Raw genomic sequence first — 24,516 nt, 5'->3', positions numbered from 1 at the left:
CGGCCCCGCCCGTCCAGCGGAAGCAGAATCAATAGGCCCGCGCGATCGCGAACTCGACCGCCTCAACCAGCGTCGCCTTGGCCTGGCTGGCGCCGAAGCTGCCGAGCGCGTCGATCGCGCGCTGACCATAATGGCGCGCGCGCTCAAGCGTATCGGCCAGCGCACCCGTCTGTTCGAGCAGGGTCTTGGCGTGCGCGAGATCGGCGTCGCTGATGCGGTGGCCGTGCATCGCATCGCGCCAGAAGGCGCGGTCCTCGGCGCTGCCGCGCGCATGCGCGAGAATCACGGGCAGCGTCACCTTGCCGTCGCGGAAATCGTCGCCCACGCCCTTACCCATCGTTTCCTCGTCCGAGGCATAGTCGATCGCGTCGTCGACGAGCTGGAAAGCGATGCCGAGATTGCGGCCATAGGCGTCGAGCGCGAGCTCTTCAGACTCGGGGCGTTCGGCAACCACGGCGGCGATTCGGCACGCGGCGGCAAAGAGCGCGGCGGTCTTGGCGCCGATGATCTCGAGATAGCGGTCCTCGCCCGTCTCGACCTGGCGCTGCGCGGTCAACTGGTTGACCTCGCCCTCGGCGATGACCGCGCTGGCATTGGACAGGATTCGCAGCGCCTTCAGGCTGCCGTCCTCGACCATAAGCTCGAACGAGCGGCTGAACAGGAAATCGCCCACAAGCACGCTCGCAGGATTGCCCCAGATCAGGTTGGCAGTGCGGCGGCCGCGACGCAGGTCCGATTTGTCGACAACATCGTCGTGCAGCAGCGTTGCCGTGTGGATGAACTCCACCGAGGCGGCGAGCTTGTGCTGACGCGTGCCGGTATAGTCGAGCATCCGCGCGCAGGCGAGCATCAGCATCGGCCGCATCCGCTTGCCGCCGCCCGCGATCAGATGGCCGGCCAGTTCGGGAATCAGCGGAATGTCCGACTGCATTCGCGCAAGGATCACGCTGTTCACCTGATTCATGTCGTTGGCGACGAGCGCCATCATCGGTTCGAGCGAGGGCACGCGGCCGGACGGGTTCAGGCGGTGAATCGTTGCGGTCATGACATTGTGGCTCTGGCCCCGTGCACCGCGTTATGCAAGCGATATGGCCTTGCTTTCGTAGAGCCATGCAACGAAAAGCCGCGCGAGCAAGGAGACTGTGGATGAGTGACGACCGGCTGAAGCGTTACCGCGAGAGCATCGACAATATCGACGCAGCACTGGTCTTCATGCTCGCCGAACGATTCAAGGTGACGCAGGCGGTTGGCCGCTACAAGGCGGAGAACGGCCTGCCCCCCGCCGATCCCGGGCGCGAGGAGCGCCAGATCGAGCGGCTGAGGAAACTGGCGCAGGACGCCAATCTCGATCCCGAATTCTCCGAGAAGTTCCTGCGCTTCATCATCGACGAGGTCATCCGCCATCACGAGCGGCTGCGCGGCTGATTCAGGCGCTCAACGCGCCATGTAAACCGCGTCGGTGCCATAGGCGCTCAGCTTCCGGCGCAGGCCGGCGCCAACATCCACGGGCATGAAGCCGAGCCTGACCCAGAACACGGCGGCGCCACCAACCGCGACAAGCTCGGCGCGTCCGAGCCCGATTTCGCGGGCGCGCGCCGCGCTGGCCTCGAAAAGCTGCCGGGAAAGCCCCGATCCGCGCGCCCCGCGCGCCAGCGTCATGTCATGGACATAGTGCACCAGTCCGGGGCCTGCGGGGCACGTCAGGATGGCATCGACCGGCGGCGGCGAGCCCGCTGGCCAGGGATGCGCGAGGATATAGCCCGTCAAGGCGCCATCATGTTCGGCCACGAGGCTCAGCCCATCTGCAAAGTCCAGACGGCTCATGAACGCCGCGGGCGAATCGTGCAGCGCATCGGGATAGGCCTCGCATTGGAGCGCGTAGGCGGCAACAATATCGCGAGGCTCGAACCGCCGGATCAGCGGTGTCACGCCACCACCGGCAGGCGCAGACGCGCAAGCAGCCCGCCCAGATCCTCGCTTTCCTCGAGCGAGACGCTGCCGCCGTATATCTCGGCGACGTCGCGAACGATGGCGAGGCCGAGCCCCGTCCCCGGTTTCCCCGTGTCGAGCCGCACCCCGCGATCGAAAATGCGCTGGCGCTCCTCTTCGGGAATGCCGGGGCCGTCATCCTCGACCAGCATCTCGACGAAATCCCCCGCCAGCGCGATTGTCACGAACACGCTGCCCCCGCCATATTTGGCGGCATTCTCAATGAGGTTTCCGAGCATCTCGTCGAGGTCCTGACGCTCGACGTGCACCGACAGATCGCGCGGGCCATCCATGTCGAAACGGGCATGGGGATAGAGCCTTCCGACCGCGCGCTCGACCGATTCGAGGCTGGGCCAGACCTCCGCGCGACTATGCGCATGGCCGCGGCGCCCGACGGCGCGCGCGCGCGCGAGATGGTGGTCGACCTGGCGCCGCATCGTCGCCGCTTCGCGTATCACGGTGTCTGCAAGATCGGGCGCCTGCGCGGTCGCGGCGTTCATGATCACGGTGAGCGGTGTCTTCAGCGCGTGCGCGAGGTTCCCGGCGTGACGTCGCGCCTCCTCGGCCTGCTTCTCATTATGCTCGAGCAGCGCGTTCAGCTCCTCGACCATGGGCTGAACCTCGTTGGGCATCGTCGATGCCTCGACGCGATTGGCGCGCCCCGCGCGCATCTCGCCGATCGACTGCCTGATCCGGTTGAGCGGCCACAGCCCATAGAGCGTCTGGAGCCCCGCCAGCACGATGAGCCCCAGCCCAAGCAGCGCAAAGCTGCGTACCAGCGTTCGACGCAGCACCGCGATCTGCTCGTCGAGGCCGACGCGGCTTTCGGCGACCTGGAAGCGCCAGAGGATGGACGAATCGGGCAGCCGGATGTCGCGCTCGAGAACACGCAGCGCCTCATCGGGAAATTCGCGGCTGTCATAGGCGTGGGCGTCGCTGTCGGTATGCGATGGTCCCGTCGCGAGCCGGCGATCCCAGAGCGAACGCGACGGAAAGGGCTCGAACCCCTTGCCCGTCACCTGCCAGTAGAGACCCGAATTGGGCTCAAGAAAACGCTGGTCGGCAAGCGCCCGGCTGAATCGCATCTCGCCTTCGGGACCGATCTCGGCCGATGCGACCATCGAGCGCAGCACATATTCGAGTTGCGCGTCGAAATTGCGTGTGATCGCGCTGGTCAGCACGCGGTCGAGCGCGAGGCCGCCGCCGACCAGCAGCAACAGGATCCAGAGCGCCGCGATCGTGATCATCCGGCGCGTGAGCGATCCGGTGGTGCGGCGCTTGCGTGGGGACGTTTCGGTGATCTGGAGGACTTCGGTCATTGCGAAGGCGGGCTGCGCCGCGCTTGAGCGGCGCCGTCCAGCTCAGCCCAGTGGGTCGTCGAGGCTGTAGCCCAGCCCGCGGATCGTCGAGATCACGTCCGCCCCCAGTTTCTTGCGGATACGCGTGACGAACACCTCGATCGTGTTCGAATCGCGATCGAAATCCTGATCGTAGATATGCTCGATCAGCTCGGTGCGGCTGACCACCTTGCCCTTGTGATGGAGAAGATAGCTGAGCAGCTTGTATTCCTGCGCGGTCAGCTTGACCGGCGTGCCCGCAAGCGTGACCTTGCCCGAGCGCGTATCGAGACGGACGTCGCCCGCGATGAGCTCCGACGAGGCATTGCCCGAGGCGCGGCGGATCAGCGCGCGGAGCCGCGCGATCAGTTCCTCGGACTGGAAGGGCTTGGCGAGATAGTCGTCAGCGCCCGCATCGAGCCCCGCCACCTTGTCCGACCAGCTGTCGCGCGCGGTGAGCACGAGCACGGGCATCACCTTGCCCTCCTTGCGCCAGCGGTCGAGCACGGTCAGCCCGTCGATCTCAGGCAGCCCGAGGTCGAGCACGACCGCATCATAATTTTCGGTCGAGCCAAGGAAATGGCCGTCCTCGCCGTCGGTGGCGAGGTCGACGGCATAACCGACACCCTCGAGCGTCTGGCGCAGCTGCTGGCCGAGGCTCGGTTCGTCCTCAACGATCAAAACGCGCATGCATTCCCCTTCATATCCTGGGCCGGCAAAATGGCCCGGTCACTCACATCTTTGGGCTGGATGCCTCAGCGGCCCGAACGGCCGATGACCTGGCCATTGCGCGCGTCAACATCGACCCAGAAGACCTGGACGTCGCGCCGGAATTTCAGACGATAGACCGAACGCGCGCGATCGAACTCCGGTCCCAGATACTCTGCGCCGCGCGCCGAGGGAAGCACCCGCGATTCGATCTCGCGGAGCGACATGACCTGCCCCTTCTGACGCGCCTCATAGGCCGAATCCTGGTCACCACGGCGTGCGTCAGCGGCGGCGGACCCCATCAGCAGTGTCGCACCAATGGCAGCGGCAAGCGGGGAAAAGAGGCGGTTCATCGTCGTCATGGGCTTGTGGCATAGGGTGAAAGCGTTGAATAGGCCATGAATAGCCGCTTCATCCCTGCGTCATCCACAGCATTTCAGAGAATCGCCATGTCCGCCCCCGTTCTTGCCTATGAAAATCTCGGCCTCGTCCAGGGGAGCGGATGGCTGTTCCGCGGGCTCGACCTGTTCATCGGCGAGCGCGACCGGCTCGCTCTGATCGGCCGCAACGGCGCGGGCAAGACCACGCTGCTCAAGCTGATCGCGGGCACGATCGACTGCGACGAGGGCCGGCGCACGATCGTGCCCGGCACCAATGTCGTGTTGCTCGAACAGGAACCCGCGATGGCGGGGCACGCGACGCTGCTCGATTTCACGCTGGGGGGCGAGAACGCGCCCGAACAGCACGAGGTGGAGGCGATCGCGCACCAGATCGGCATCGACCTGTCGCGCGAGGCGGCGACCGCGTCGGGAGGCGAACGCCGCCGCGCCGCGATCGCGCGGGCGCTCGCGATGAAGCCCGACGTGCTGCTGCTCGACGAGCCGACCAACCATCTCGACCTCGCTGCGATCGACTGGCTCGAGAACTGGCTGGGACGATATTCCGGGGCATTTATCGCGATCAGCCATGACCGCACCTTCCTGACGCGGCTGACCCGGCAGACGCTGTGGCTCGACCGCGGCAATATCCGGCGCAACGAGATCGGCTTTGGCGGCTTCGATGCGTGGACCGAGAAGGTTTACGCGGAGGAGGAGCGCGCCGCCGAGAAGCTCGACGCCAAGCTGAAGCTCGAACTCCACTGGCTTGCGCGCGGCGTCACCGCGCGGCGCAAGCGCAATCAGGGCCGGCTCGAGGCACTGCACAAGATGCGCGCGCAGCGCGCCGCGATGATCGGCCCGCAGGGTGCGGCCAAGCTCGCGATCGAGAGCGACGACGTCCGGACCAAGAGCGTCATCACCGCCGAGGGCGTCACCAAGCGCTTCGGCGAACGCGCCGTCATCAGGGATTTCAGCTTCAAGGTGCAGCGTGGCGACCGCATCGGCATCGTCGGTTCCAATGGCGCGGGCAAGACGACGCTCCTCAAGCTGCTGACCGGCGAGCTTGCGCCCGACGAGGGCAAGGTCACACTCGCCAAGACGCTCGACGGCGTCATCATCGACCAGCAGCGCAGCCTGATGGCACCCGAAAAGCGCGTGCGCGACGTGCTCGCAGAGGGTGGTGACTGGATCGAAGTGCGCGGCGTCAAGAAGCACATCCAGGGCTATCTCAAGGAGTTCCTGTTCGAGCCCGGGCTTTCGGACGCGAAGGTCGGCACGCTTTCGGGCGGCGAGCGATCGCGATTGCTGCTCGCGCGCGAGTTCGCACGGCGGAGCAACCTGCTCGTGCTCGACGAGCCGACCAACGATCTCGACCTCGAGACGCTCGACCTGCTGCAGGAGGTGATCGCGGACTATGACGGCACCGTGCTGATCGTCAGCCACGACCGCGACTTCCTCGACCGTACCGTGACGGTGACGCTCGGGCTCGACGGTTCGGGCAAGGTCGACGTGGTCGCGGGCGGCTATGCCGATTGGGAAGCCAAGCGCGTTGCGCGCGCCGAACCCAAAAAGGCCGGCAAGGCCCCCGCGGCGAATGTGGAACAGCCCAGGCCGCAGCAGCGCACCAAGCTCTCCTACAAGGATCAGCGCGATTTCGACCTTCTGCCCGGCCGGATCGAGGATATCGAGGCGGCAATCGCGCGCGATGAGGCCGCGCTCGCCGATCCGGATCTCTATGTGAAAAACCCTGCACTTTTCGAGCAGCTTACCAGGACGATCGACGCGGCGCGCGTCGAACGCAATGCGGCCGAGGAACGCTGGCTGGAACTGGCGGAGATGGTCGAGGCGCTGGGTTAATTTGCGACAGTATTAAGAATGGCTCGCAATATCATTGACAATGCGAGTGGCTCTCAATAGCAGCACCCCCGACAACAAAGGGGGTCTATTGCCGTGTCCATCGAGTCTTCGTCCAAGCCCGCATCCAGTGTCGCATCGCCCGCCTTTCTCGCGATGGCGTGTGTCGGATTCCTCACGTCGCCCGCACTGGCGGAGGACGCGGCCGATGCCCCCGCAATCGACCCGACCGAGCAGCGCGTCATCATCGTAACAGGCGAGCCGGGCGCAGAGGTCGAGTCACCGAAGGCGACCGCGCCGCTGCTCGACACGCCGCAGACGATCACGGTGATTTCGGACCAGACGCTGCGCAAGCAGAACCTGCTGACGCTGCGCGACGCGCTGACGACGATCCCGGGCATCACCTTCGGCGCAGGCGAAGGCGGCGGAGGTTATGGCGACTCGATCAACCTGCGCGGCTATTCGGCCAACAATGACCTGACGCAGGACGGCGTGCGCGACAGCGCGCAGTACAGCCGCACCGACCCGTTCAACCTGCAGCAGATCGAGGTCTATAACGGCGCCAACTCGGCGTTCAACGGATCGGGCTCGGTCGGCGGGACGATCAACCTCGTCACCAAGGTGCCCCAGCCCGAGGATCTGACGATCCTTCAGGCGGCGATCGGCACGGACAATTATTATCGCGCGACAGTGGACAGCAACCTGCGCGTCAATGATCTGATCGCGGTGCGGCTCAACGCCATGTACCACCGCAACGACATTCCCGGCCGCGACGTCGAGGAATTGAAGCGCTGGGGCATCGCGCCCTCGATCACGCTGGGCATCGACGGCCCGACCAGCCTGACGCTCGCCTATGTCCACCAGCGCGACGATAACACGCCGATCTATGGCGTCCCCTATTTCAAGAGCTTCGTGAATGACGGCCCGCTCGAGGAAGTGAATGACAGCGACTATTTCGGCATCGAGAATCTCGATGAGCAGGAAATCACGGTCGACCGCCTCACCGCCACCTTCCGCCACGAGTTCAGCGATACCATCTCGATCCGCAACCTGACCCGCTGGCAACGCGTCGGCCAGTACAGCCAGACGAGCGCGCCGCAGGGCACTTTCTGCCTTTCGACGACGGGACTGCAGCCAGTGGGCGCCAACGGCACCGCGACCGTCGGGCTTGCCTGCCCCGCGGGCCTCGCGCCCGGCTTCTTCAATCCCTCTGGTCCTCGCGGGCTTGTGCGCGATCAGGAAAACCAGTTGCTCCACAATCAGACCGATCTGCGCGTCATTTCGGGCGAAAAGGGCAAGCTGCGCAACACGCTCGTTGTCGGCACGTCGTTCACCCGGGAAGATTACAGCATCACCCAGGCGTCGCTGCCGCGCAACGCGAACGGCTCGGCGGTCACGCTGCCGCCGATCAACCTTGCGAACCCCGCCACCATCTATACGGGGCCGATCAACTTCACCGTCACCTCGAAGTCGAAGAGTCACTCGAGCAACAAGGCCGTCTATGCCTTCGACACGCTCGAGATCGGCGAGATGTTCGAACTCAACGCCGGGCTTCGCTACGAGAATAATCGCGGCGAATTCCGCAATATCCCGCTCGCCTTCTATCCGGCGGGAACGACCCCGCTGACGCCCGCGCAGCAGGCGCTGCAGGTGAGCGACGAGGATCTGTTCTCCTATCGCTTCGGCGCGGTGTTCAAGCCCGCCCGGAGTGTCAGCCTGTACGCCGCCTATGGCAATTCGAAGACGCCGTCTTCAGCCACAGTGCGCGCAGGCTGCGGCGTGATCGCGACACCGGGCGCGGCTGACCCCTGCGCGGTCGCCCCCGAAAAGGCGCGCAACTACGAGGTCGGCGCCAAGGCGGATGTGCTTGAAGGCACGCTGCAACTGAATGCGGCCCTCTTCCGCAACGAGCGCAGCAATTTCCGCGTCCCCTCAAACGATCCGTCGTTGCCCGCAGGGCTTCAGGTGCTCGATGGCCGCTCGCGCGTCGACGGCATCGCGCTGGGCGCCACGGGCAACATCACGCCCGAATGGACGATCTTCGCCAACTATACGTATCTCGACAGCGAGGTGCTGCAGAGCATCTCCGATTTCCAGCGCGATGCCGGGGCCACCGATCCGCAGCGTGGTGATGTGCTGATCCAGACGCCCAAGCATTCGGGCAGCCTGTTCACCACCTATAAACTGCCCTTCGGCCTCGAGATCGGCTATGGCCTTACCTATCAGGGCAGCTTCGCACTGAACCAGCGCACCGCGTTGCAATCCGCTCAATTTCGGTCGGACGATTATCTGACCCACCGCGCGTTCCTGTCCTATGCCTTCGACAACGGCCTGACCGCGCAGCTCAACGTCACCAATCTGACCAATGAGCGCTACTTCACCGGCATCCGCAACAATGTGAATGCGACGACAGGCGCAGTGAGCGGCGGCTGGGCTATGCCGGGCGAGGACCGTTCGGCGGTGCTGAGCCTGTTCTACAGTTTCTGACGCCAACAGGGGGCATGGCCGGCGGATCCCCTCTCTGCCGGCCATTTGCCTGATCCCCGTCACGGCCGTACACGCCGGTAAAGAGGGAGGCACAAGACCATGATGATCCAGATCCCCGACGTGCTCGATGCCGCGCGGCTCGCCGAGGTTCGCGCGCTGATCGACGCGGCCGACTGGATCGACGGCAACGCCACCTCGGGCCACCAGTCGGCGCTCGCCAAGCGCAACCTCCAGCTGCCCGAGGACAGTGGCGCGGCACGGCGAGCCGGTGCGATCATTCTCGACGCGCTCGGCCGCGTGCCGCTGTTCATCGCCGCCGCGCTGCCGCTCAAAATCTTCCCGCCGCTGTTCAATTCCTATGAGGGCGGTCAGGGCTTTGACGTGCATGTCGACAATGCGGTGCGCATCCAGCGCGGCACCGATTTCCGCATTCGCAGCGACCTTTCCGCGACGCTCTTCCTCGAGGACCCGCAAGCCTATGACGGTGGCGAGCTGGTGGTCGAGGGCCAGTTCGGTGCGCAGGCGGTCAAGCTGCCCGCGGGGCACATGATCCTCTATCCCGCCTCCAGCCTGCACAAGGTCGAGCCGGTGACGCGCGGGCGGCGGATCGCGAGCTTTTTCTGGATCCAGTCGATGGTGCGCGACGGCGAGGCCCGGCGCAGCCTGTTCGAACTCGACACCGCGATCCAGACGATCGCGCAGGATCGCGGCCAGACCGATCCCGCGATCATCCAGCTGACGGGCGTGTACCACAATCTGCTGCGGCGCTGGGCCGACAGCTGAGCGACGCCGCGCTTGCTTCCGAAACGCTCCGGGTGTTTTGAGAGGGGGCAGAAAATGGAAGGTAGCACATGTCCCCAATCCCCTGGGATCAACCCGCGACGCTGATCGATCTCGACGGCAAGGCGCCCTTCATCGGGACGATCCGCGATTGCGCGATGCATTTCGCGATCTTCAAACCCTTTGCAAAGGCGCAGGCCCGGATATTGCTGACCGTGCCAGTACACCGCGAAGGCAGGAAAACGCGCACCTGGATCCTCGAGCCCGACGAGATCGCGCAACTGGCCGAGAGACTGAACAGCGAGGGGTGATCTCGCGGCCTGGTGACTACGCGCTTACGGCTCAGCCCGCCATCGCCCGGAACGCGGACGAATGCCATTCCCGCACGCCCTGCTCCGCGCGTTCGATGATGCGTGCCGCCAGTCCCTGCGCCTCGGCCAGCGCCAGCCCGGCCTCCGTGCCGAGCACCGTGAGTGCGGTCGCCCATGCGTCCGCCAGCATGCAGCTCGGGTGAAGCACCGTCACCGATGCCACGCCGTTTGCGATCGGTCGGCCTGTGCGCGGATCGAGGCTGTGCGCGTGGCGGCGACCATCATGTTCGAACCAGCGGCGATAGTCGCCCGAGGTTGCGACAGACAATCCGTGGAGCGCGACGCGGTTGACCGGCACCGCAACCCCCGGCGGCGCTTCGAGATCGACCCACCAGGGCTGGCCATCGGGCTTGAGCCCCGATCCGCGAAGTTCGCCGCCGATCTCGACAAGATGATGGACGAGCCCCTGCCCCGCCAGCCATTCGGAAACCCGATCGACGGCGAAGCCCTTGGCGATGCCTGAAAAATCGAGCGCCGCCGTGGCAGTGCGGCGAGCGCGCAGCGCGGCCATGTCATGTTCGATCCGCCGCCAGCCCGAGCGGGCCAGCGCGTCGGCGACCGCGTCGTCGGCGGGCGGCGTCTTGCGCGGTCCGGCGGGCCCGAAACCCCAGAGATCGACGAGCGCGCCGATTGCGGGATCGAACGCGCCATCGCTGAGCCGCGCGATCTCGAGCGCGGCGTCGAGCACCGTCAGGAACTCGGGGGGCGGCAATAGCCATGTGCCCGGCGTCGAGCGGTTGAAGCGGCTGATGTCGCTGCCGGTTTCCCAGTTGCTCATCTGCGCCACGACGCGGTCGAGCACTCGCTCGATGCCCTGCATAGCATCGGCGACGCCAGACGGCCGGGCGACGAGCCGGACCGACCAGCTCGTCCCCATCGTCAAACCCTGAAGCGTCACGACCCGGCCCTTCGCCTCGCGCGTGGCAAAGGCGGCGGGGGAGAGCGTGAGCGGGATCAGGACGCGGGCGGCTTCGGCGCTCAGGGGGCGAGCACCTCGAGCGTGGTGACATAGCCCAGCCGCCGCTCGGTGGCTGCGGGCACGCTGGTCTTGCTGTCGGTCGCGCTGGCGTTGACCCAATACATGCCCGGCTCCGCCCAGTTGATCGTGACCTTGCCCTCGGCGTCGGTCTTCAGATCGACCTGCTTGAGGTCGTTGCGGTAGCGGATGCCGCCCGGAATCACGGTGACGCCGAGATTGGCGGCGGGCTTGCCGTCGATCACGAACCGGAAGGTCGCAGCCTCACCCGCGACCAGATCATTGGGATGCGTGACGGGGACCAGCTCGAGCCCCTTGCCCGAAGGCTTGAGCACGGTGTCAGTGGGTTCGCCCGAGGTGACGAAGATCTCGTTGCGGTTCTGACTCTCGCTGATCTTCACATCAGTCGCGCCCGCCGGGATGGCGGTCGCCAGCTTGTCGGCGGTCACGCCGCGGGGAAGACGCTCCTGCTTGCCCGCGAGCATATAGGTGCCGCCGACCATCGTGCGCGCATCGGCGATCTTGTAGGTGCCCTTCTGGAGCAGGTGCACGTCGAAGGTGCTGCGATAGCGGCTCGTCGCGCCATTCTCGATCTTCACCTCGCTGCCATCGGGCGCCCATGCCTTGATGGTCTCGAGCCGCAGCGGCTGGTGCTCGAAATAGAAGAGGTCATTGGAGACCGCGGCATCGACGGTGATCCAGACATCGTCGCCCGAAACGACGGTCGACGAGGGCAGCATCCACTGCCGATGCGCGTTGAGCGTTGCGGGCGTCACCAGTGCTGCGAGCAGCGCGGCGGCAGAAAACGTGCGTGCGACGGTCTTCTTCATCTTTCTTCCCCTGTTCAACGCTTGAAGGCGACGCTGACCGCGCCGAGCTCGGATGTTCCCGCCGCGCGTGCGGTCTGGCCCGGTTTGGGAGGCCAGGCGAAGGGCAGGCGCAGCAGTTCGCGGCCGCCAACCTCGCGCGCCGCCTCGACGACGAGCGTGTAATTGCCCGGCGCGAGAGTGCCCAGCGCCCCGCGTCCATTGGTGAAGCTGATCTTGTGGGTGCCCGGCGCGCGCGTCGCGCCCGTGATCCCGTCGGCGGGCATTTTGAGGCTCCGACCCGAGACGCGCCACCACTGGCGCACGTCGCGCAGCCATTTGGTGCCCTCGTCGCCCTTCATGTCGAAATCGTACCAGATCGACAGCGTCCTGGCGGGCGCACCCGGCGCCTCGATCCACACCGCGACATAGGGACGATGATATTCGGCGACCGTCAGGCGAGGGATGGCGATGCTGACATCCATCGTCTGCGCGAGCGCGACACCCGGGGCAAGCGCTGCGCCGAGCGAGGCGCCCGTGAGCACGATGCGGTGGGTAAGCTGCATATATATACCCCTAGTGGATGAAGATGACGGCGATTAGCACCGGGATCAGCAGCCCGAAGCCGACGATCGGCCAGGTGCTGCGGCGCTTGGCGGCGTGGAGCTGAAGCAGGACCAGCCCGGTGATCGCAAAGACCAGGCAGGCGGCCGCAAATATGTCGATAAACCATTTCCACGCGGCGCCCGAATTGCGGCCCTTGTGAAGATCGTTGAGATAGGAGATCCAGCCGCGATCGGTGTTTTCGCTGGTGATCGCGCCCGAAGCGCGGTCGATCGCGACCCAGCCGTCGCCGCCCGGGCGCGGCAGCGCGAGATAGACTTCGTTAGCCGACCATTCGGCGTCGCCGCCCGACTTCACGCCGAACTCCTTGCCCACCCACGCCGCGACCGCGGGCGGCAATGGCTTTTTCGCGTCGGACGCGTCGTCGGGCGCGATCTGCGGTAACAGGTCGGCGGGGAGCTGCGCATTGCGCTCGGTGATGACGGGGGCCGCCTCGATCTCGGCGGCGTGGTTGAGCGTGAAGCCCGTGATCGTGAAAAGCAGCAGCCCGATGAGGCTGATCGCGGAACTCATCCAGTGCCAGGTGTGCAACTGCTTGAGCCAGAAGGTCTTGCGGCCGCGCCTGGGCGCGGCGCGCAGGGACGCGGGGCGATCAATCGCGGTCACTTCGGCGCCATCTCTCATGCGCCGCCGCATAACGCGAACGATTCTCAATTACAACAGTAAAGCGCCCCCGTTCTTCTGCAAGCGGGGGCGCTTAGGCTGGCTCAGCGCAACAGCAGCATGCGCGCCTGTCCGCCGATCTGTGCGAGCATCGCAGGAGTCGGCACAGCCGCGGTGCGCGCACGCTCGACGAGCGCACGGAATTGCGCAACGCGCGGCGCATTGGCGGCGATCCATTGCTCGACCGCGCTCTCGGGATCGTTGCCCCCGATCTTTGCGAGAAAGTCGAAGCGGAGCTGCTCGAAATGGCTGCTGAGGCCGGCGATCAGCAGGCGCTCCCACTGGTCGACGGCGATGCAGCGCAGCGCAGCGGCCTTGGCCCAGTCAATACCCAGCGCTTCACCGAGCCGGACATAGGCCTGCGTCGCCGCGATGACATCGAAGCCGCGCGTCTCGCACAGATCGGCGATGCCGACCGCGCCGTCGAGTTCGTCGAGCCGGACGATGCGGTCCGCAAGCGCGCCGGGCGCACCATGGCTTTCGACGCGCGCGCGCAGCGTGTTCGCCTGCGTGCGCGCCTCGGCCTTGAGCAGCTTGTCGCGCGCCTGATCGAGCCGCTTCACGCCGCTACGGAGCCGCTCGGCGACCGTCCCGGGCTGCGCTTCGGCGCTGGTGATGCGCAGCAGGTCGGCAACATGGAGGCGCGCGGCCGCCGCGGCGAGATCGAACAGCGCCAGCCTGTTCTCCTCGCTCAATGCCGCCTTCTCGATCATCTCCATCACGCCCTCGAGCCCGAAGATCATGTCCGCCGCAAAATAGGCGGCAGCGACCTGCGAGAGCGACACGCCCTCTTCCTCGGCGAGTTCGAAGGGTGCGACGAGGCCGAGCCGGTTGACGACGCGGTTGGCCATCTTGGTCGCGATGATCTGCGGGCGCAGCCGGTGCGCGTCGATCGCTGCGGTAAATCGCTTCTGCATCGCGCCGGGGAAATAGGCGCGGAGCAGCGGCGTCAGCGCCGGATCCCCCGTGATGGCCGTATTTTCGATCGCACTCTGGAGCGCGAGCTTGCCGTGCGACAATATGACCGCGAGTTCGGGGCGCGTGAGCCCCCTTTCGTCCTGCGCCCGACGCAGGAGATCGTCGGAGCTTTCGAGCCCCTCGACCGCGCGGTCGATACGGCCCGCCGTCTCCATGATCTCGATGACACGGACCTGCGCGGGAAGCGCGTCCGCACCGCCGCGTTCGGCGAGCGAAAGTGCCAGCGTCTGGAGGCGGTTGTCTTCGAGCACCAGCGCGGCGACATCGTCGGTCATGCTGGCGAGCAAGGTGTTGCGATCGTCGAACTTGAGACGGCCCTCGCGCATCTCGCGGTTGAGCGGGATCTTGATGTTGACCTCGTTGTCCGAACAATCGACGCCCGCCGAATTGTCGATGAAGTCGGTGTTGATGCGACCGCCCCTTTCGGCAAAGCCGATACGGCCCGCCTGTGTGACGCCCAGATTGGCGCCTTCACCGATCACTTTGGCGCGAACCTCCTCGCCATTGACGCGGTGCGCGTCGTTGGCGGGATCGCCGACCTCCGCATTATTCTCGTCGCGCGCCTTGATATAGGTGCCGATGCCACCGAACCAGAGCAGGTCGACGGGCGCCTTCAGGATCGCCGCGATCAGCGTGGAAGGATCGACCGACCTGGCATCGAGCCCGAGCAGCGCGGCGACCTGCTTCGAGAGCGGAATCTCCTTTTGCGTGCGCGGGAAGATGCCGCCGCCCTTCGAGATCAGCTTCTCGTCATAATCGGCCCAGGACGAGCGCGGGAGCTTGAACAGGCGCGCGCGCTCCTTCCAGCTCGCGGCGGGATCGGGGTCGGGATCGAGGAAGATATGGCGGTGATCGAACGCCGCGACGAGCCTGAGGCTCTTCGACAGCAGCATGCCGTTGCCGAACACGTCGCCCGACATGTCGCCGCAGCCCGCGACGGTCACCGGATCCTTCTGAACGTCGACGCCCATTTCGGCGAAGTGGCGCGTGACCGAAACCCAGGCCCCCTTGGCGGTGATGCCCATGCCCTTGTGGTCATAGCCCTGCGAACCGCCGCTCGCGAAAGCGTCGCCCAGCCAGAAATTGCGTTCGAGCGCGATGGCGTTGGCCACGTCCGAGAAACTCGCGGTGCCCTTGTCGGCGGCAACGACGAAATAGGGATCCTCGCCATCGCGGATCACGACGCGCTCGGGATGCACCACCGCGTCCTCGACGATATTGTCGGTGACCGACAGCAACGTCCGGATGAAGATGCGGTAGCTCTCGGTTCCCTCGGCGAGCCAGGCGTCGCGGTCCGTAGCCGGCGAAGGGAGCTGCTTCGCATAGAAGCCGCCCTTGGCGCCGGTGGGGACGATCACCGCGTTCTTGACGAGTTGCGCCTTCATCAGCCCGAGGATCTCGGTGCGGAAGTCGTCGCGCCGGTCGGACCAGCGCAGCCCGCCGCGCGCAATCGGGCCGCCGCGCAGATGGATGCCCTCGACGCGGGGGCTATAGACCCAGATTTCGCGCCACGGACGCGGCGCGGGCAGGTTGGGCACGGCGGCACTGTCGAGCTTGAAGGCCAGCGCTTCCTGCGCCGCGTGCGAGAAGAAATTGGTCCTGAGCGTCGCGTCGACCACGCCACGGATGCGCCGCAATATGCGATCGTCGTCGATCGCCGCGACCTTGGCGAGCGCGGCATCGATCGCCTCGCCCGCAACCCTGGCCGCGGTCTCGCTCGCCTGCGCGGGATCGTGGAACGCGTTGAACAATGCGATGATCTGGTTGGCCACCACCGGCGCGCGGCGCAATGCGCCCGCAACGGTGTCGAGGCCATAGGACATGCCCGTCTGGCGCAGATAGCGGAACCAGGCGCGGAACAGCACGACCGCGGATGGATCGAGCCCGACCGAGCCGATCAGCTGGTTGAACGAGTCGTTCTCGGCGCGGCCTTCGAGCACCGCCGCGATCGCGCTTTCGATCACATCGGCGCGCGCCAGCATATCCTTCGCGGTCGTGCCGCCCGAAGCCTCGAGCAACAGGTCGTGCACATAGCCGAAGCCGCCGTCGAGCGCGGTGGGCAATTCTTCGAGCACGCGAAAGCCGAAATTCTCGAGCGCAGGCACGATGTCCGAAAGCGGGATCGAACCGCCCAGATGATAGACCTTGAGGCGCAGCTTGCGTTCGCCATCGGACTCGCGGTGAAACAGCCGCGCGCCGCGATGCCCCTCGCTCGAGAGATCGCGCAGACGCAGAATGTCGCGCGCGGCCTCAGCGGCGCCATAGGCCGAGCGATAGGCCTGGGGGAAGAAATTGGCGTAGCGGATCGCAAGCCGCGCAGCACGCTGCCCCTCACCCAGTTCGGCGAGCGCTGCCTCGACGCCGGGCACCCAGCCGCGCACCATCTGGACAAGTTCGCGATTGAGCTCGGCGGCATCGGGCACCTGCCCACCGTCGCGCAGATCGAGTGTATAGCGCAGCAGCGCCACCTCGCTGTCGTCGAGTTCGAGTGCCCAGTTGAGGATCTCGGCACCCGACGCACGCTTCAGCATCTCGCCGATCGCGGTACGCCGGCCCGTCGAGACCTCGTCGCGCGGCAACCAGACCAGCACGAACAGATGCCGGCCGAGCGGGCTGCGGTGCAGCATCATCGCGGGTCGCGGCCGGTCGGCGAGCGACATCGCGGTGAGCGCGGTGTCCTCGAGCGCCTCCGGCTTGAAGCCGATCAGCAGGTCATGCGGCAGCTCGGATAGCGCATGCGCCAGCGCCTTGCCCGCATGGCCGCTCGCGCTGAAGCCGTATTTCTGCTGGATCTGCGCAAGCCCCGCGCGCAGCACCGGAACCTTACCCGGCGCAGCCGCAAGCGCGGCACTGGTCCAGAGCCCGCTATGGATCGAGATCGCCACGATCTTGCCGCCCTTCATCACGGGCACGATCACAAGGTCCATCGGCACGCGACGATGCACCGTGGCGAGGCGGTTGGACTTGAGCATCAGCGGCGCGGAATTGCCCTTGGTCTCGAACCATTTGAATGCCCGCTCGCGCGAGGAGTCCGCGAGGGTCGGGGTTTCGTCGCCCGCGGTCGATGCGATACCCAGCGCCGACTCGGTCGTGCCGTCGCGCAGCCGCACCTCATGTCCCAGCTGCGTCAGATTGCCGTCAAGGAACCAGTGGAGCAGCGCCCCGCCCTCGCTGTCGCCCAGCGCTTCGGCATCGGCGCGCAAAGCCGCCTGCATCTTCGGCCAGTCGCGCACCGCCGCACGGACATCGGTGAGCGTGCTGCGGATCGCGGCGACAAGCGCGCGCCGATCCTTCGCGTCGGCACGCTCAATCTCCATATAGATCATCGATTCGGGCTCGGCGTCCTTGCCAGCCTTCTTGCCGATCGCGACCAGCGCGCCGTCCTTGTCGCGCGCGACGGGCACCACCGGGTGGAGCACACGGTCGATCGCGAGCCCATGCGCCGCGACCGTCGCCGCAACCGAATCGACCAGAAATGGCTTGTCGCGGTTGATCACCGCCAGCCGCATGCGGCGCAGGCCGCTATCGTCGTCGGCGCCGATCGATTCGAGGCTGATTGCGGGTGTGTCCTGCCGCCGGACGAAAGCGGTCCCGGCAATGAAGGCGGCAGCCTCCTCGCGCATTTTCTTGCCGAAGTCCTGAATCTCTCCGGGCAATGCGCCCTCGACCAGGGCTGCTGAAATCGGGGCGCAAAATGCCTTCGCACGCGCCTCGGGTTGCGAATCGCTCGAGTCCGCCATGTATCTCCGCCTGCAAATCCGCGGTCCCACGAAACGGAGCCGCGCAATATTATTATAAGGCGGAACTACGCCTGACGGATCGCAAACTCAACCCGTCAGGGCAGTTATTTGGCGGCTTTGACCATGGCACGTGCGACAAGCGCGTCGTCGAGCACGGCGCCCAGGACCGCGAGCCCGCGCTCGCTCACACGTCGGGCAACCAGCACGACGAACTCGCCATCGCCCGAATCGAGCTCGACGATCGCTTGCGGCGCCATCCGGCGAAGCTGTTCGGCGGCGGCCTCGTCGCGCGGCGGCCGGGGCGCGGGCGCACGCGCGGCACGCTCGGCCCTGACGATGCCTTTCAGCCCGCCCGGGAATTTTTCGAGCAGATCGCGCAGCTCGCCGACACCCAGCCCCGCGCGCCGGCCATGCGCGAGCGCGGCCGCGAACTCGGTCAGGCGCGTCTTATCATAGTCGATACCGAAGACGAGCTTCACGATCGGCGTCATCGGCGCGCGGTCCTGCGCCTTGAGCCCCGAATCTTGGAGCAGTTCGGCATATTCCTGCGGACGCGCCGCCGCGACCAGCGCGAAATCATAGGCGAGCGAGAGCGCGCGGTAGAGTGCGGCGCGGCTGCGGCCATCGGCGACGCGCACCGCGTCGGCGCCCTGGCGCGCGGCGTCGAGCAGATCGGCAAGCCCGGCATCCTCGTCGATCACGGGCATGTCGAGATCGAGAATCTCATCGTCTTCGATCCCGCCGTCCGCATCGGCCCCGAGGGGCTCGTCGGGCCAGACCGGCGCATGTTCGGCGGCGCGCGGCGCGCTCAGTATCGCCTGCTCGACCTCGAGCACCAGCTCGGCCTCGAGCGTCGGATCTGCACGCTCCTTCCAGTTGATCACGCCATAGATGAAGTCGATCGTCTCGCCATCGGACGAATAGGGCATCAGAATTCCGCGATAGAGTGTGTTGACGCCCCCTTGGCTGATGAACTCGGCCTCGAACCCGATCGGCGCGCGATTGGCGATGATCTGGAGATAGTGATCGGTCAGCCGCGACAGCAGCGACCGGCTGGGCACGTCGGCAACCGAGTCGATCCCCTCGTCGAGCGCGCATTCGCGGCGCAGCCGGTGACCGAGATAGGCGATCGCGGGCGCCTCTGCGCCTGCGGTGAAATCGAGCAATACGCTATGCGGCCCGAAATCCTCGACCGCGTCGGGCTCGAGATCCTCGATCGAGGGAAAGGCGCGGCCGTACAGCAGCGAAGCCCAGTGGTTATAGGCGCGCACATGCATCCGGCGCTCATCCGCGCCGATCGCAAGCGGGGTTTCCACGCCGGAATGGTCCGAATCGTCATGGTCGACGATCGCCTCTTCCCCGTCAAAACCGCGTAAACTGTCCATTCAAGCCCCCCACGGCAGCCGCCGAACTGCCATATTGTGCACCGACATGGTTGACACCGGGTTAAGCCGGGCCAGCGATTTCTTTGGCGTTGCCCGCTTGTGCAAAGTCCGATGCGCTGGTAAGCGCACCCCGCTCAAACGCTCCTCATGGAGCGCGCGCGCCGCTTTAGCTCAGTTGGTAGAGCATCGCATTCGTAATGCGGGGGTCACAGGTTCGAGTCCTGTAAGCGGCACCAGCCACCACTTCCAAAACCTTGAAAAATCGCAGAAATCTGCTAGTTTCGGAGCAGTTGGCCATCCATTTTGTCCGCCCAAATCCACCCCAATCCGGGGCCATTTGGGGCCATATTGGGGGCCGCGAGGAAAATAATATTTCGTGGCCCCGCTATGAAACTGCAAGATTCGGACAATCTCAATGCCGCGCCATCAGACAGGCCCTACAAGCTTGCCGACGGCCAGGGACTTTACGTTCTCGTCCAGGCCTCAGGGTCCAAACTTTGGCGACTGAAATATCACTGCCGAGGCGTGGAGCGCAAATTGTCGCTTGGCCAATACCCCTGCACGAGCATCGCGGAGGCAATCACTGGAGCTGTTCGACGTATTGCGGTGGCTGGGGCGTCCGGGTCGATTTGTATTTCCGGCAATTCATTCGATTCACCGACCCATGTCCGAGAACACAATCAACTGCGCGCTCCGCCGGATCGGCTATTCGAAAGAGGAAATGACCGCCCATGGTTTCCGCGCGATGGCGAGCACGCTCCTGAACGAGTCAGGTCTTTGGCATCCGGATGCGATCGAGCGCGCACTTGCGCACAAGGACAGCGATCGCGTGCGGGCCGCCTATCATCGCGGCGCCCATTGGCCGGAGCGCGTAAAAATGGCGCAATGGTGGTCAGACCAGCTGGACTTGTATCGGCGCCGCGGTGAGGTGGTTCCGATTTCATTGAGAAGATAAAGCCAGGCCGATCCCGGCACGCCTTACGGTCGGCCGTTCCAGAGTGCGATTGCCGCGTCTCTCTCGGGCCTGCTCGGGCCTTGAGCACCGCACGCGCCACAGGCAACGGCGAAATGCTGTGCATAATGATATTCATAGAAGCCGATGTCGATGGAGCCGCAGAACGGACACGGCGCCAACCTATCGCTTCCCATCCTTGAGACGAACTGCACGTTATCGGGTTTCATCGCTCGATGTGACTCGGTCTTGCTGGCAAGCCTATTCTTCAGGCCGCTTCAAGGACCCGGTCGACCTTGATTTCGTCCTGGTGCGCACGGGCCACCGCCAGATCATGGGCCGTCTGCATTCGCATGAGCGTGTCGGCCTTCACGCCGAACGCCTTCTCGAAGCGGATCGCCATGTCGGCGCTGAGAGCGGAGCGTCCGTTCAGGACCGCGCTCAACGCCTGGCGACTGACATGAAACTTCTCGGCAAGCAGGCTGATGCCAACGCCGTGCGCTTCGACGATCTCCGTCTTGAGCCAGTCGCCCGGGTGAACGGCAAGCGAGGGGTGCATAGTCAGAGCCATCAGTGATAATCCTCCAAATCGACATCGGCGATCGTCCGGTCATCGATCTTTACAAACGTCATGCGCCAGTTTCTGGTCACCGTCATCGCCCACGTTCCGGCACGATCGCCGGTGAGCGGATGCTATTGCAGAGCTGCCGCTTCGAACGGAGGCTCGCTATGTGCTCCCTCAGATATAGCCAGTATTTTGGGCAGCGTATGCAGCAGTGTGTCTGTGCCGCGGATCGGACATTGGCGCGCCGAATTTTCTTCTGCAAAGCGGTTCATGGCACCGCAATAACGCGAAGGCTTTCGCGTCGCGTTGGCGTTGGCCGCATGCGGCTCCTCCCGATCTCCGCGACCGTCACGCCGAGCGCGGCCGCGCTCGCCCCTGGCTGATCGGCGTCGGGCTCGATCGCGCCTTGTGTCATTGAAATGAGGTCGTCGAGCGGGATTTGGTTTTCCGCGTGATCGCGCTCGACGATCGCGCCTTCTGCTGATGCCAAACGCAAAGCCAGGGCTCGCCCGCCGGGATACGGCGGCGGATCGGCGGGAGTACTCGGGAAAGACAAAGCGCGCTTCGGGCATGCAAGCGATCATGGACAGGTGCGGGCTTTTAGGACAGCGCACTTCGGAGCGCCGAATTATCCAGCCCAGCGGTTGAATGTCCGAGCTCGAAGCGGGATCATCGCGCTTTGGCGATTCGAAAGGCTCGCAAATGCCGATCAACCCGGACTGTCACGCCCGCATCGTCAACGGCGCGCCTTGGCTTACCGTTCTCGCCGACGAGATCGAGATGAGCTTCGACGAGATCGCGGTAATTGCAAATGTGCCGGTCGCCAAGCTTCACGCGATCGCCACCGACGACGACATTCTCGAACATTACGAGCTTGAGCGCGTCGCGGCGGCGCTTGGCGTCACCGTCGACGATATCGCCGACTGTCAGTGAGGGCGGGCGCTCCCGCAGCGCGGGCGGCATCCCGGCGCCCTTGGATATACACCGACCGGGCCGGGCAAATCCCCTCGTTGAAATTTCCCCGATCCGCGTCACACCTCTCGCTCGACCGGAGTGAGCGGCCCGCGCGGTGGAAATTGCAATTCGCCTAGCCAAAGGCTGACCTATGTTAAGGCGCGCCGCGCAATTCGCTTTCACAGTTGAGACGCAGAACGACATACGACGGGTTTATCCTTCCCCCTATTAGGATCGGCTCGCCGCATTTTGTCTTCCTGCAATGCCAGCGCGGCGGGCAGTGTCTACCGCATAAGCTCTGCTTGCCGCGCACCAATCTGCCGCAGCGCTGACATGGCGTGCCCGTTGGCGTGCTCACCGCGCAACGAACTCGGAATTCATTTTGGGGGATGTGGCGGGGATACTGGGAGGGGATGCGGATCGGGGGCGCAGGGGACAAAGTCCCCCGATCCGCAACAGTGGTCAGAAGATATTGGTCGAACTTGGCTTCCTCCCCGAAGCCAGCGCGGCGGGTATTTGCCATTGCCCCCCGCAAGCTCTGCTGGCCTCCGATCTATCTTCCGCACCGAGGGCAACAGCCCGGCCCCCGCATCCGAGCGCCGCCGCAGTTCCAGCATCGAGTATTGAACGCCGCCGACAGCGGGAAGGGCGGCGCTTCGCCGCTGGGACGTGCATCCAACAACGGATGGCCTAAACGGAAGGTAATCGAAGGCTGAAATGCGCGCCGATTGCCGATGGAACCAGCAGCAGTTGCCCCCTGCTTGCCTCAACGAGCGACCTGGCAATGGCGAGCCCGAGACCGCTGCCGCCCGCCTCTCTTTTACTGGTGAAAAAGGGGGCAAAGATATGTTCCCGGTCGCTTGCGGGAATGCCTGGGCCATCATCGCGCAAGTCGATGATGACCCAGTCGCGATCGGCAGCACCGGCGATGGTCAATGTCGAGGCGCCGGCCTGACGACTGTTTTCCATGATCGTCGCCGCCACCGCCTCGATCGTCGACGGTTCGGCCCGCACCTTGGGAAGCGGCACGCTTTGTCGGATATCGACATGGAACGACTCCGTGCGGAAACCGTCGGCCACGCGGGTGAGACCCTGCAGCACATCGGCGCGCGAGTTCGAATCGGGCACGCGCATGTCGGCGCGGGCGAGTTCCATCAGGCGCCCCACCAGATGCGAGAGGCGATCGGCGTCGGCGGATATGTTGGCAAGAAACTGACCACGCTCGGCCCTCGTCATGCTCTCGCCATGGTCTTCGAGCAACTCGATCGCACCGCGAATGCCCGAGAGCGGCGTCTTGAACTCATGGCTTACCGACGCGGCAAAATCGCGCACGTAGCGCGAGCGATGCGCAAGGCTTTCGGCCATGACACGAAAGTCCTCATAGAGCGCACGGATCTCGGTCACCGACAGGTCCGGGTCGGGCGGGACGCTGCCGCGCCCGGCCGCGACATCGCGCGTGGCCCGGCTGAGCGCTTCGATCGGGCGGACGATGGCGCGTGAGAGCACGCCCGAGAGCAGGACGAGCAGCCCGAATATCGCCACCACGCCCAGCAGGATCTTGCCGCGATCCTCGTACAGTCCACGGAACAATGCACGCGGTGAGCGTGAGAGCAGCAGCGCGCCCTTCACCTGCCCACCGACAATCACGGGATGGGCATGATGCAGTCGCAGCGCCGACGCGCGGCTGAGCCACTCGAACGAATAGCGAGGACGGTAATTGCCGTTGCGTCGAAAGACCGTTGCCGGCCTGCCCGCAAGCGCCGACGTAATTTCGGGCAAGGCCGCATAGCTGCCGCCCGCTTCATAACCGGTCGCGACCACCCCGTTGCGATCGATGAACTGTATCGAGGCAAGCGTCCTGGCTTCGGTCGTCTCGAGGATCGGGGCCAGCAGCTGCGCAACGCGCTGCGCGTCCTGGTCGGGTGGCAAGGTAGCTGGCGTTGCCCCCGGGCGTTCGGGCAGAATATCGGACGTCCGCAGATCGATCGCCGTCCACTGCGGCGAGGCATCGACCACCACCCGCGCGCGATCTGATGCCGGCGGCGTGCCGCGCGGCCACAGCGCCTGGGCGGTAGCGGCGAGCGCAGCGCTCTGGGCAAGGAGCTCGGCTTCGGTCTGGCGGACCAAAGTGTTCTCGTACACGCGCAGGAACAGGGCGCTGATGCCGGGCAGTGCGGCAACAAACAACAGGATTGCGAAGATGATGGTCCGCAGCCTGAGCACGGGCCAGTGCCGTTTCACGAAAGACTTGAAGCGTCCGATCATGCGGCAGAGCCGGTGCAGCTCCCGAGGCGATAGCCGATGCCGGCGCGCGTCTCGATCAGATCGTCACACCCCGCCGACGCGAACTTCTGTCGCAGGTTGCGGACATGGCTGTCGATCGTCCGGTCGGTGATCGCGAAACCCGGTCCGTGCAGGCGATCGATGATCGCATCACGGCTGAAGATCTTGTTGGGCATCGAAACCAGCGTCCGCAATATCGTGAACTCGGTCACGGTGAGCGTGACCTCGCGATCGCGCCAACGTGCCTGCCAGCCCTCGGCGTCGAGCGACAGGTCCCCGTGCCGCGCGACGAGCGCGGCTTCCACCTTGGGCGGATGCCCCGCCGTCCGGCGCAGGATTGCCATCGACCTTGCCACCACCTCGCGCGGGCTGAATGGCTTCACGACATAATCGTCGCCGCCCAGCTCGATCCCGAGAATGCGATCGATTTCCTCGTCGCGCGACGACAGGAAGAGGATCGGTACATCGCCCTCGGCACGCAGCCGACGGCAGACCTCGAGCCCATCCATGCGGGGCATGTTGATGTCGAGCACGACAAGATCAGGCGCGTGCGCCGCCACGGCCTCCAGCGCTGCCTCGCCGTCACGCGCTTCCAGAGCCTCGAGCCCGGCCTTGCCGAAGGCAAAGGCAAGGAGCTGGCGAATGTGCGGATCGTCGTCGACGATCAATATCTTGCGGGGCATGGGA

At 65.4% G+C, this 24,516-nt stretch carries 22 protein-coding genes, 1 tRNA gene and 2 pseudogenes; 9 read left to right on the top strand and 16 right to left on the bottom strand.

Features of this window, described 5'->3' with window-relative positions:
• Positions 1–28 precede the first annotated feature (28 nt).
• Positions 29–1,045: a polyprenyl synthetase family protein gene (locus MKI88_RS07580; RefSeq protein WP_241630432.1), complete on the bottom strand. Its 1,017-nt coding sequence runs from the start codon at positions 1,043–1,045 to the stop codon at positions 29–31.
• Positions 1,046–1,146: 101 nt separating this feature from the next.
• Between MKI88_RS07580 and MKI88_RS07575 the strand changes: the two genes are divergently transcribed.
• Positions 1,147–1,425 carry a chorismate mutase gene (locus MKI88_RS07575; RefSeq protein ID WP_241630431.1) on the top strand — a complete coding sequence of 93 codons (279 nt, stop codon included), beginning with the start codon at positions 1,147–1,149 and terminating at the stop codon, positions 1,423–1,425.
• Positions 1,426–1,434: 9 nt separating this feature from the next.
• On the opposite strand, the gene MKI88_RS07570 is transcribed toward MKI88_RS07575, so the two are convergent.
• The 4 genes from MKI88_RS07570 to MKI88_RS07555 form a co-directional block, all read right to left on the bottom strand.
• Positions 1,435–1,929, bottom strand: a complete 495-nt coding sequence (locus tag MKI88_RS07570; RefSeq protein WP_241630430.1) for a GNAT family N-acetyltransferase — start codon at positions 1,927–1,929, stop codon at positions 1,435–1,437.
• Positions 1,926–3,308 (bottom strand): HAMP domain-containing sensor histidine kinase, encoded by a 1,383-nt coding sequence (locus MKI88_RS07565; protein ID WP_241630429.1) that lies wholly within the window; start codon positions 3,306–3,308, stop codon positions 1,926–1,928. The genes MKI88_RS07570 and MKI88_RS07565 overlap by 4 nt, the downstream gene beginning before the upstream one ends.
• Positions 3,309–3,350: 42 nt before the next feature.
• Entirely contained in the window at positions 3,351–4,016 is a 666-nt protein-coding gene (locus tag MKI88_RS07560) for a response regulator transcription factor (RefSeq protein WP_241630428.1), read from the bottom strand.
• A gap of 65 nt (positions 4,017–4,081) precedes the next feature.
• Complete coding sequence (locus MKI88_RS07555; protein WP_241630426.1) at positions 4,082–4,396, bottom strand: PepSY domain-containing protein; 315 nt, start codon at positions 4,394–4,396, stop codon at positions 4,082–4,084.
• A gap of 87 nt (positions 4,397–4,483) precedes the next feature.
• On the opposite strand from MKI88_RS07555, the gene MKI88_RS07550 reads away from it, so the two are divergent.
• The 4 genes from MKI88_RS07550 (at position 4,484) to MKI88_RS07535 (ending at position 9,843) form a co-directional block, all read left to right on the top strand.
• A complete protein-coding gene (locus MKI88_RS07550) occupies positions 4,484–6,268 on the top strand; it encodes an ABC-F family ATP-binding cassette domain-containing protein (protein WP_241630425.1) in 1,785 nt (594 codons plus the stop codon).
• Between the two features lie 153 nt (positions 6,269–6,421).
• Positions 6,422–8,752, top strand: a complete 2,331-nt coding sequence (locus MKI88_RS07545; RefSeq protein ID WP_241630490.1) for a TonB-dependent siderophore receptor — start codon at positions 6,422–6,424, stop codon at positions 8,750–8,752.
• Between the two features lie 99 nt (positions 8,753–8,851).
• Entirely contained in the window at positions 8,852–9,535 is a 684-nt protein-coding gene (locus MKI88_RS07540; protein WP_241630424.1) for a Fe2+-dependent dioxygenase, read from the top strand.
• 68 nt (positions 9,536–9,603) lie between these two features.
• Positions 9,604–9,843 (top strand): hypothetical protein, encoded by a 240-nt coding sequence (locus tag MKI88_RS07535; RefSeq protein ID WP_241630421.1) that lies wholly within the window; start codon positions 9,604–9,606, stop codon positions 9,841–9,843.
• A 31-nt stretch (positions 9,844–9,874) separates the two neighbouring features.
• Here the strand turns inward: MKI88_RS07535 and MKI88_RS07530 are convergent, their stop codons facing one another.
• From MKI88_RS07530 to MKI88_RS07505, 6 genes are all read right to left on the bottom strand, one after another.
• Complete coding sequence (locus MKI88_RS07530; protein ID WP_241630420.1) at positions 9,875–10,801, bottom strand: FAD:protein FMN transferase; 927 nt, start codon at positions 10,799–10,801, stop codon at positions 9,875–9,877.
• A gap of 80 nt (positions 10,802–10,881) precedes the next feature.
• Positions 10,882–11,709 (bottom strand): DUF4198 domain-containing protein, encoded by an 828-nt coding sequence (locus tag MKI88_RS07525; protein WP_241630418.1) that lies wholly within the window; start codon positions 11,707–11,709, stop codon positions 10,882–10,884.
• Positions 11,710–11,723: 14 nt separating this feature from the next.
• Positions 11,724–12,251, bottom strand: a complete 528-nt coding sequence (locus MKI88_RS07520) for a DUF2271 domain-containing protein (protein ID WP_241630416.1) — start codon at positions 12,249–12,251, stop codon at positions 11,724–11,726.
• Between the two features lie 10 nt (positions 12,252–12,261).
• Positions 12,262–12,933: a PepSY-associated TM helix domain-containing protein gene (locus MKI88_RS07515; protein WP_348636245.1), complete on the bottom strand. Its 672-nt coding sequence runs from the start codon at positions 12,931–12,933 to the stop codon at positions 12,262–12,264.
• Between the two features lie 83 nt (positions 12,934–13,016).
• Positions 13,017–17,690: an NAD-glutamate dehydrogenase domain-containing protein gene (locus MKI88_RS07510; protein ID WP_241630413.1), complete on the bottom strand. Its 4,674-nt coding sequence runs from the start codon at positions 17,688–17,690 to the stop codon at positions 13,017–13,019.
• 104 nt (positions 17,691–17,794) lie between these two features.
• Positions 17,795–19,075: a hypothetical protein gene (locus MKI88_RS07505; protein WP_241630410.1), complete on the bottom strand. Its 1,281-nt coding sequence runs from the start codon at positions 19,073–19,075 to the stop codon at positions 17,795–17,797.
• 160 nt (positions 19,076–19,235) lie between these two features.
• On the opposite strand from MKI88_RS07505, the gene MKI88_RS07500 reads away from it, so the two are divergent.
• From MKI88_RS07500 to MKI88_RS07490, 3 genes and pseudogenes are all read left to right on the top strand, one after another.
• A tRNA-Thr gene (locus tag MKI88_RS07500) sits at positions 19,236–19,311 on the top strand.
• A gap of 151 nt (positions 19,312–19,462) precedes the next feature.
• Positions 19,463–19,597: pseudogene (locus tag MKI88_RS07495) on the top strand (Arm DNA-binding domain-containing protein); the annotation flags it as partial.
• Between the two features lie 55 nt (positions 19,598–19,652).
• A pseudogene (locus MKI88_RS07490) lies at positions 19,653–20,030 on the top strand (tyrosine-type recombinase/integrase); the annotation flags it as partial.
• Between the two features lie 23 nt (positions 20,031–20,053).
• Here the strand turns inward: MKI88_RS07490 and MKI88_RS21520 are convergent.
• From MKI88_RS21520 to MKI88_RS07475, 3 genes are all read right to left on the bottom strand, one after another.
• Positions 20,054–20,224 carry a Lar family restriction alleviation protein gene (locus tag MKI88_RS21520; RefSeq protein ID WP_407073316.1) on the bottom strand — a complete coding sequence of 57 codons (171 nt, stop codon included), beginning with the start codon at positions 20,222–20,224 and terminating at the stop codon, positions 20,054–20,056.
• A 71-nt stretch (positions 20,225–20,295) separates the two neighbouring features.
• The gene (locus tag MKI88_RS07485; protein ID WP_407073314.1) at positions 20,296–20,586 is read right to left on the bottom strand and encodes a HigA family addiction module antitoxin; all 291 of its coding nucleotides are present in this window, start codon (positions 20,584–20,586) and stop codon (positions 20,296–20,298) included.
• 274 nt (positions 20,587–20,860) lie between these two features.
• On the bottom strand, positions 20,861–21,082 hold the full coding sequence (locus MKI88_RS07475) for a hypothetical protein (protein ID WP_241630406.1): 222 nt from the start codon (positions 21,080–21,082) through the stop codon (positions 20,861–20,863).
• Between the two features lie 212 nt (positions 21,083–21,294).
• Here MKI88_RS07475 and MKI88_RS07470 point away from each other — a divergent pair, with 212 nt between their 5' ends.
• Positions 21,295–21,525, top strand: a complete 231-nt coding sequence (locus tag MKI88_RS07470; RefSeq protein ID WP_241630405.1) for a hypothetical protein — start codon at positions 21,295–21,297, stop codon at positions 21,523–21,525.
• A gap of 711 nt (positions 21,526–22,236) precedes the next feature.
• Here MKI88_RS07470 and MKI88_RS07465 read toward each other — a convergent pair.
• Together MKI88_RS07465 and MKI88_RS07460 are read right to left on the bottom strand one after the other, a co-directional pair.
• Positions 22,237–23,811, bottom strand: a complete 1,575-nt coding sequence (locus tag MKI88_RS07465; protein ID WP_241630403.1) for a HAMP domain-containing sensor histidine kinase — start codon at positions 23,809–23,811, stop codon at positions 22,237–22,239.
• Positions 23,808–24,512 carry a response regulator transcription factor gene (locus MKI88_RS07460; protein WP_241630401.1) on the bottom strand — a complete coding sequence of 235 codons (705 nt, stop codon included), beginning with the start codon at positions 24,510–24,512 and terminating at the stop codon, positions 23,808–23,810. The genes MKI88_RS07465 and MKI88_RS07460 overlap by 4 nt, the downstream gene beginning before the upstream one ends.
• Between the last annotated feature and the right edge of the window lie 4 nt (positions 24,513–24,516).

This window comes from Sphingomonas sp. LaA6.9 (assembly GCF_022601895.1).
GTDB lineage: Bacteria > Pseudomonadota > Alphaproteobacteria > Sphingomonadales > Sphingomonadaceae > Sphingobium_A.
This window is presented reverse-complemented; position numbering and strand designations above follow the sequence as displayed.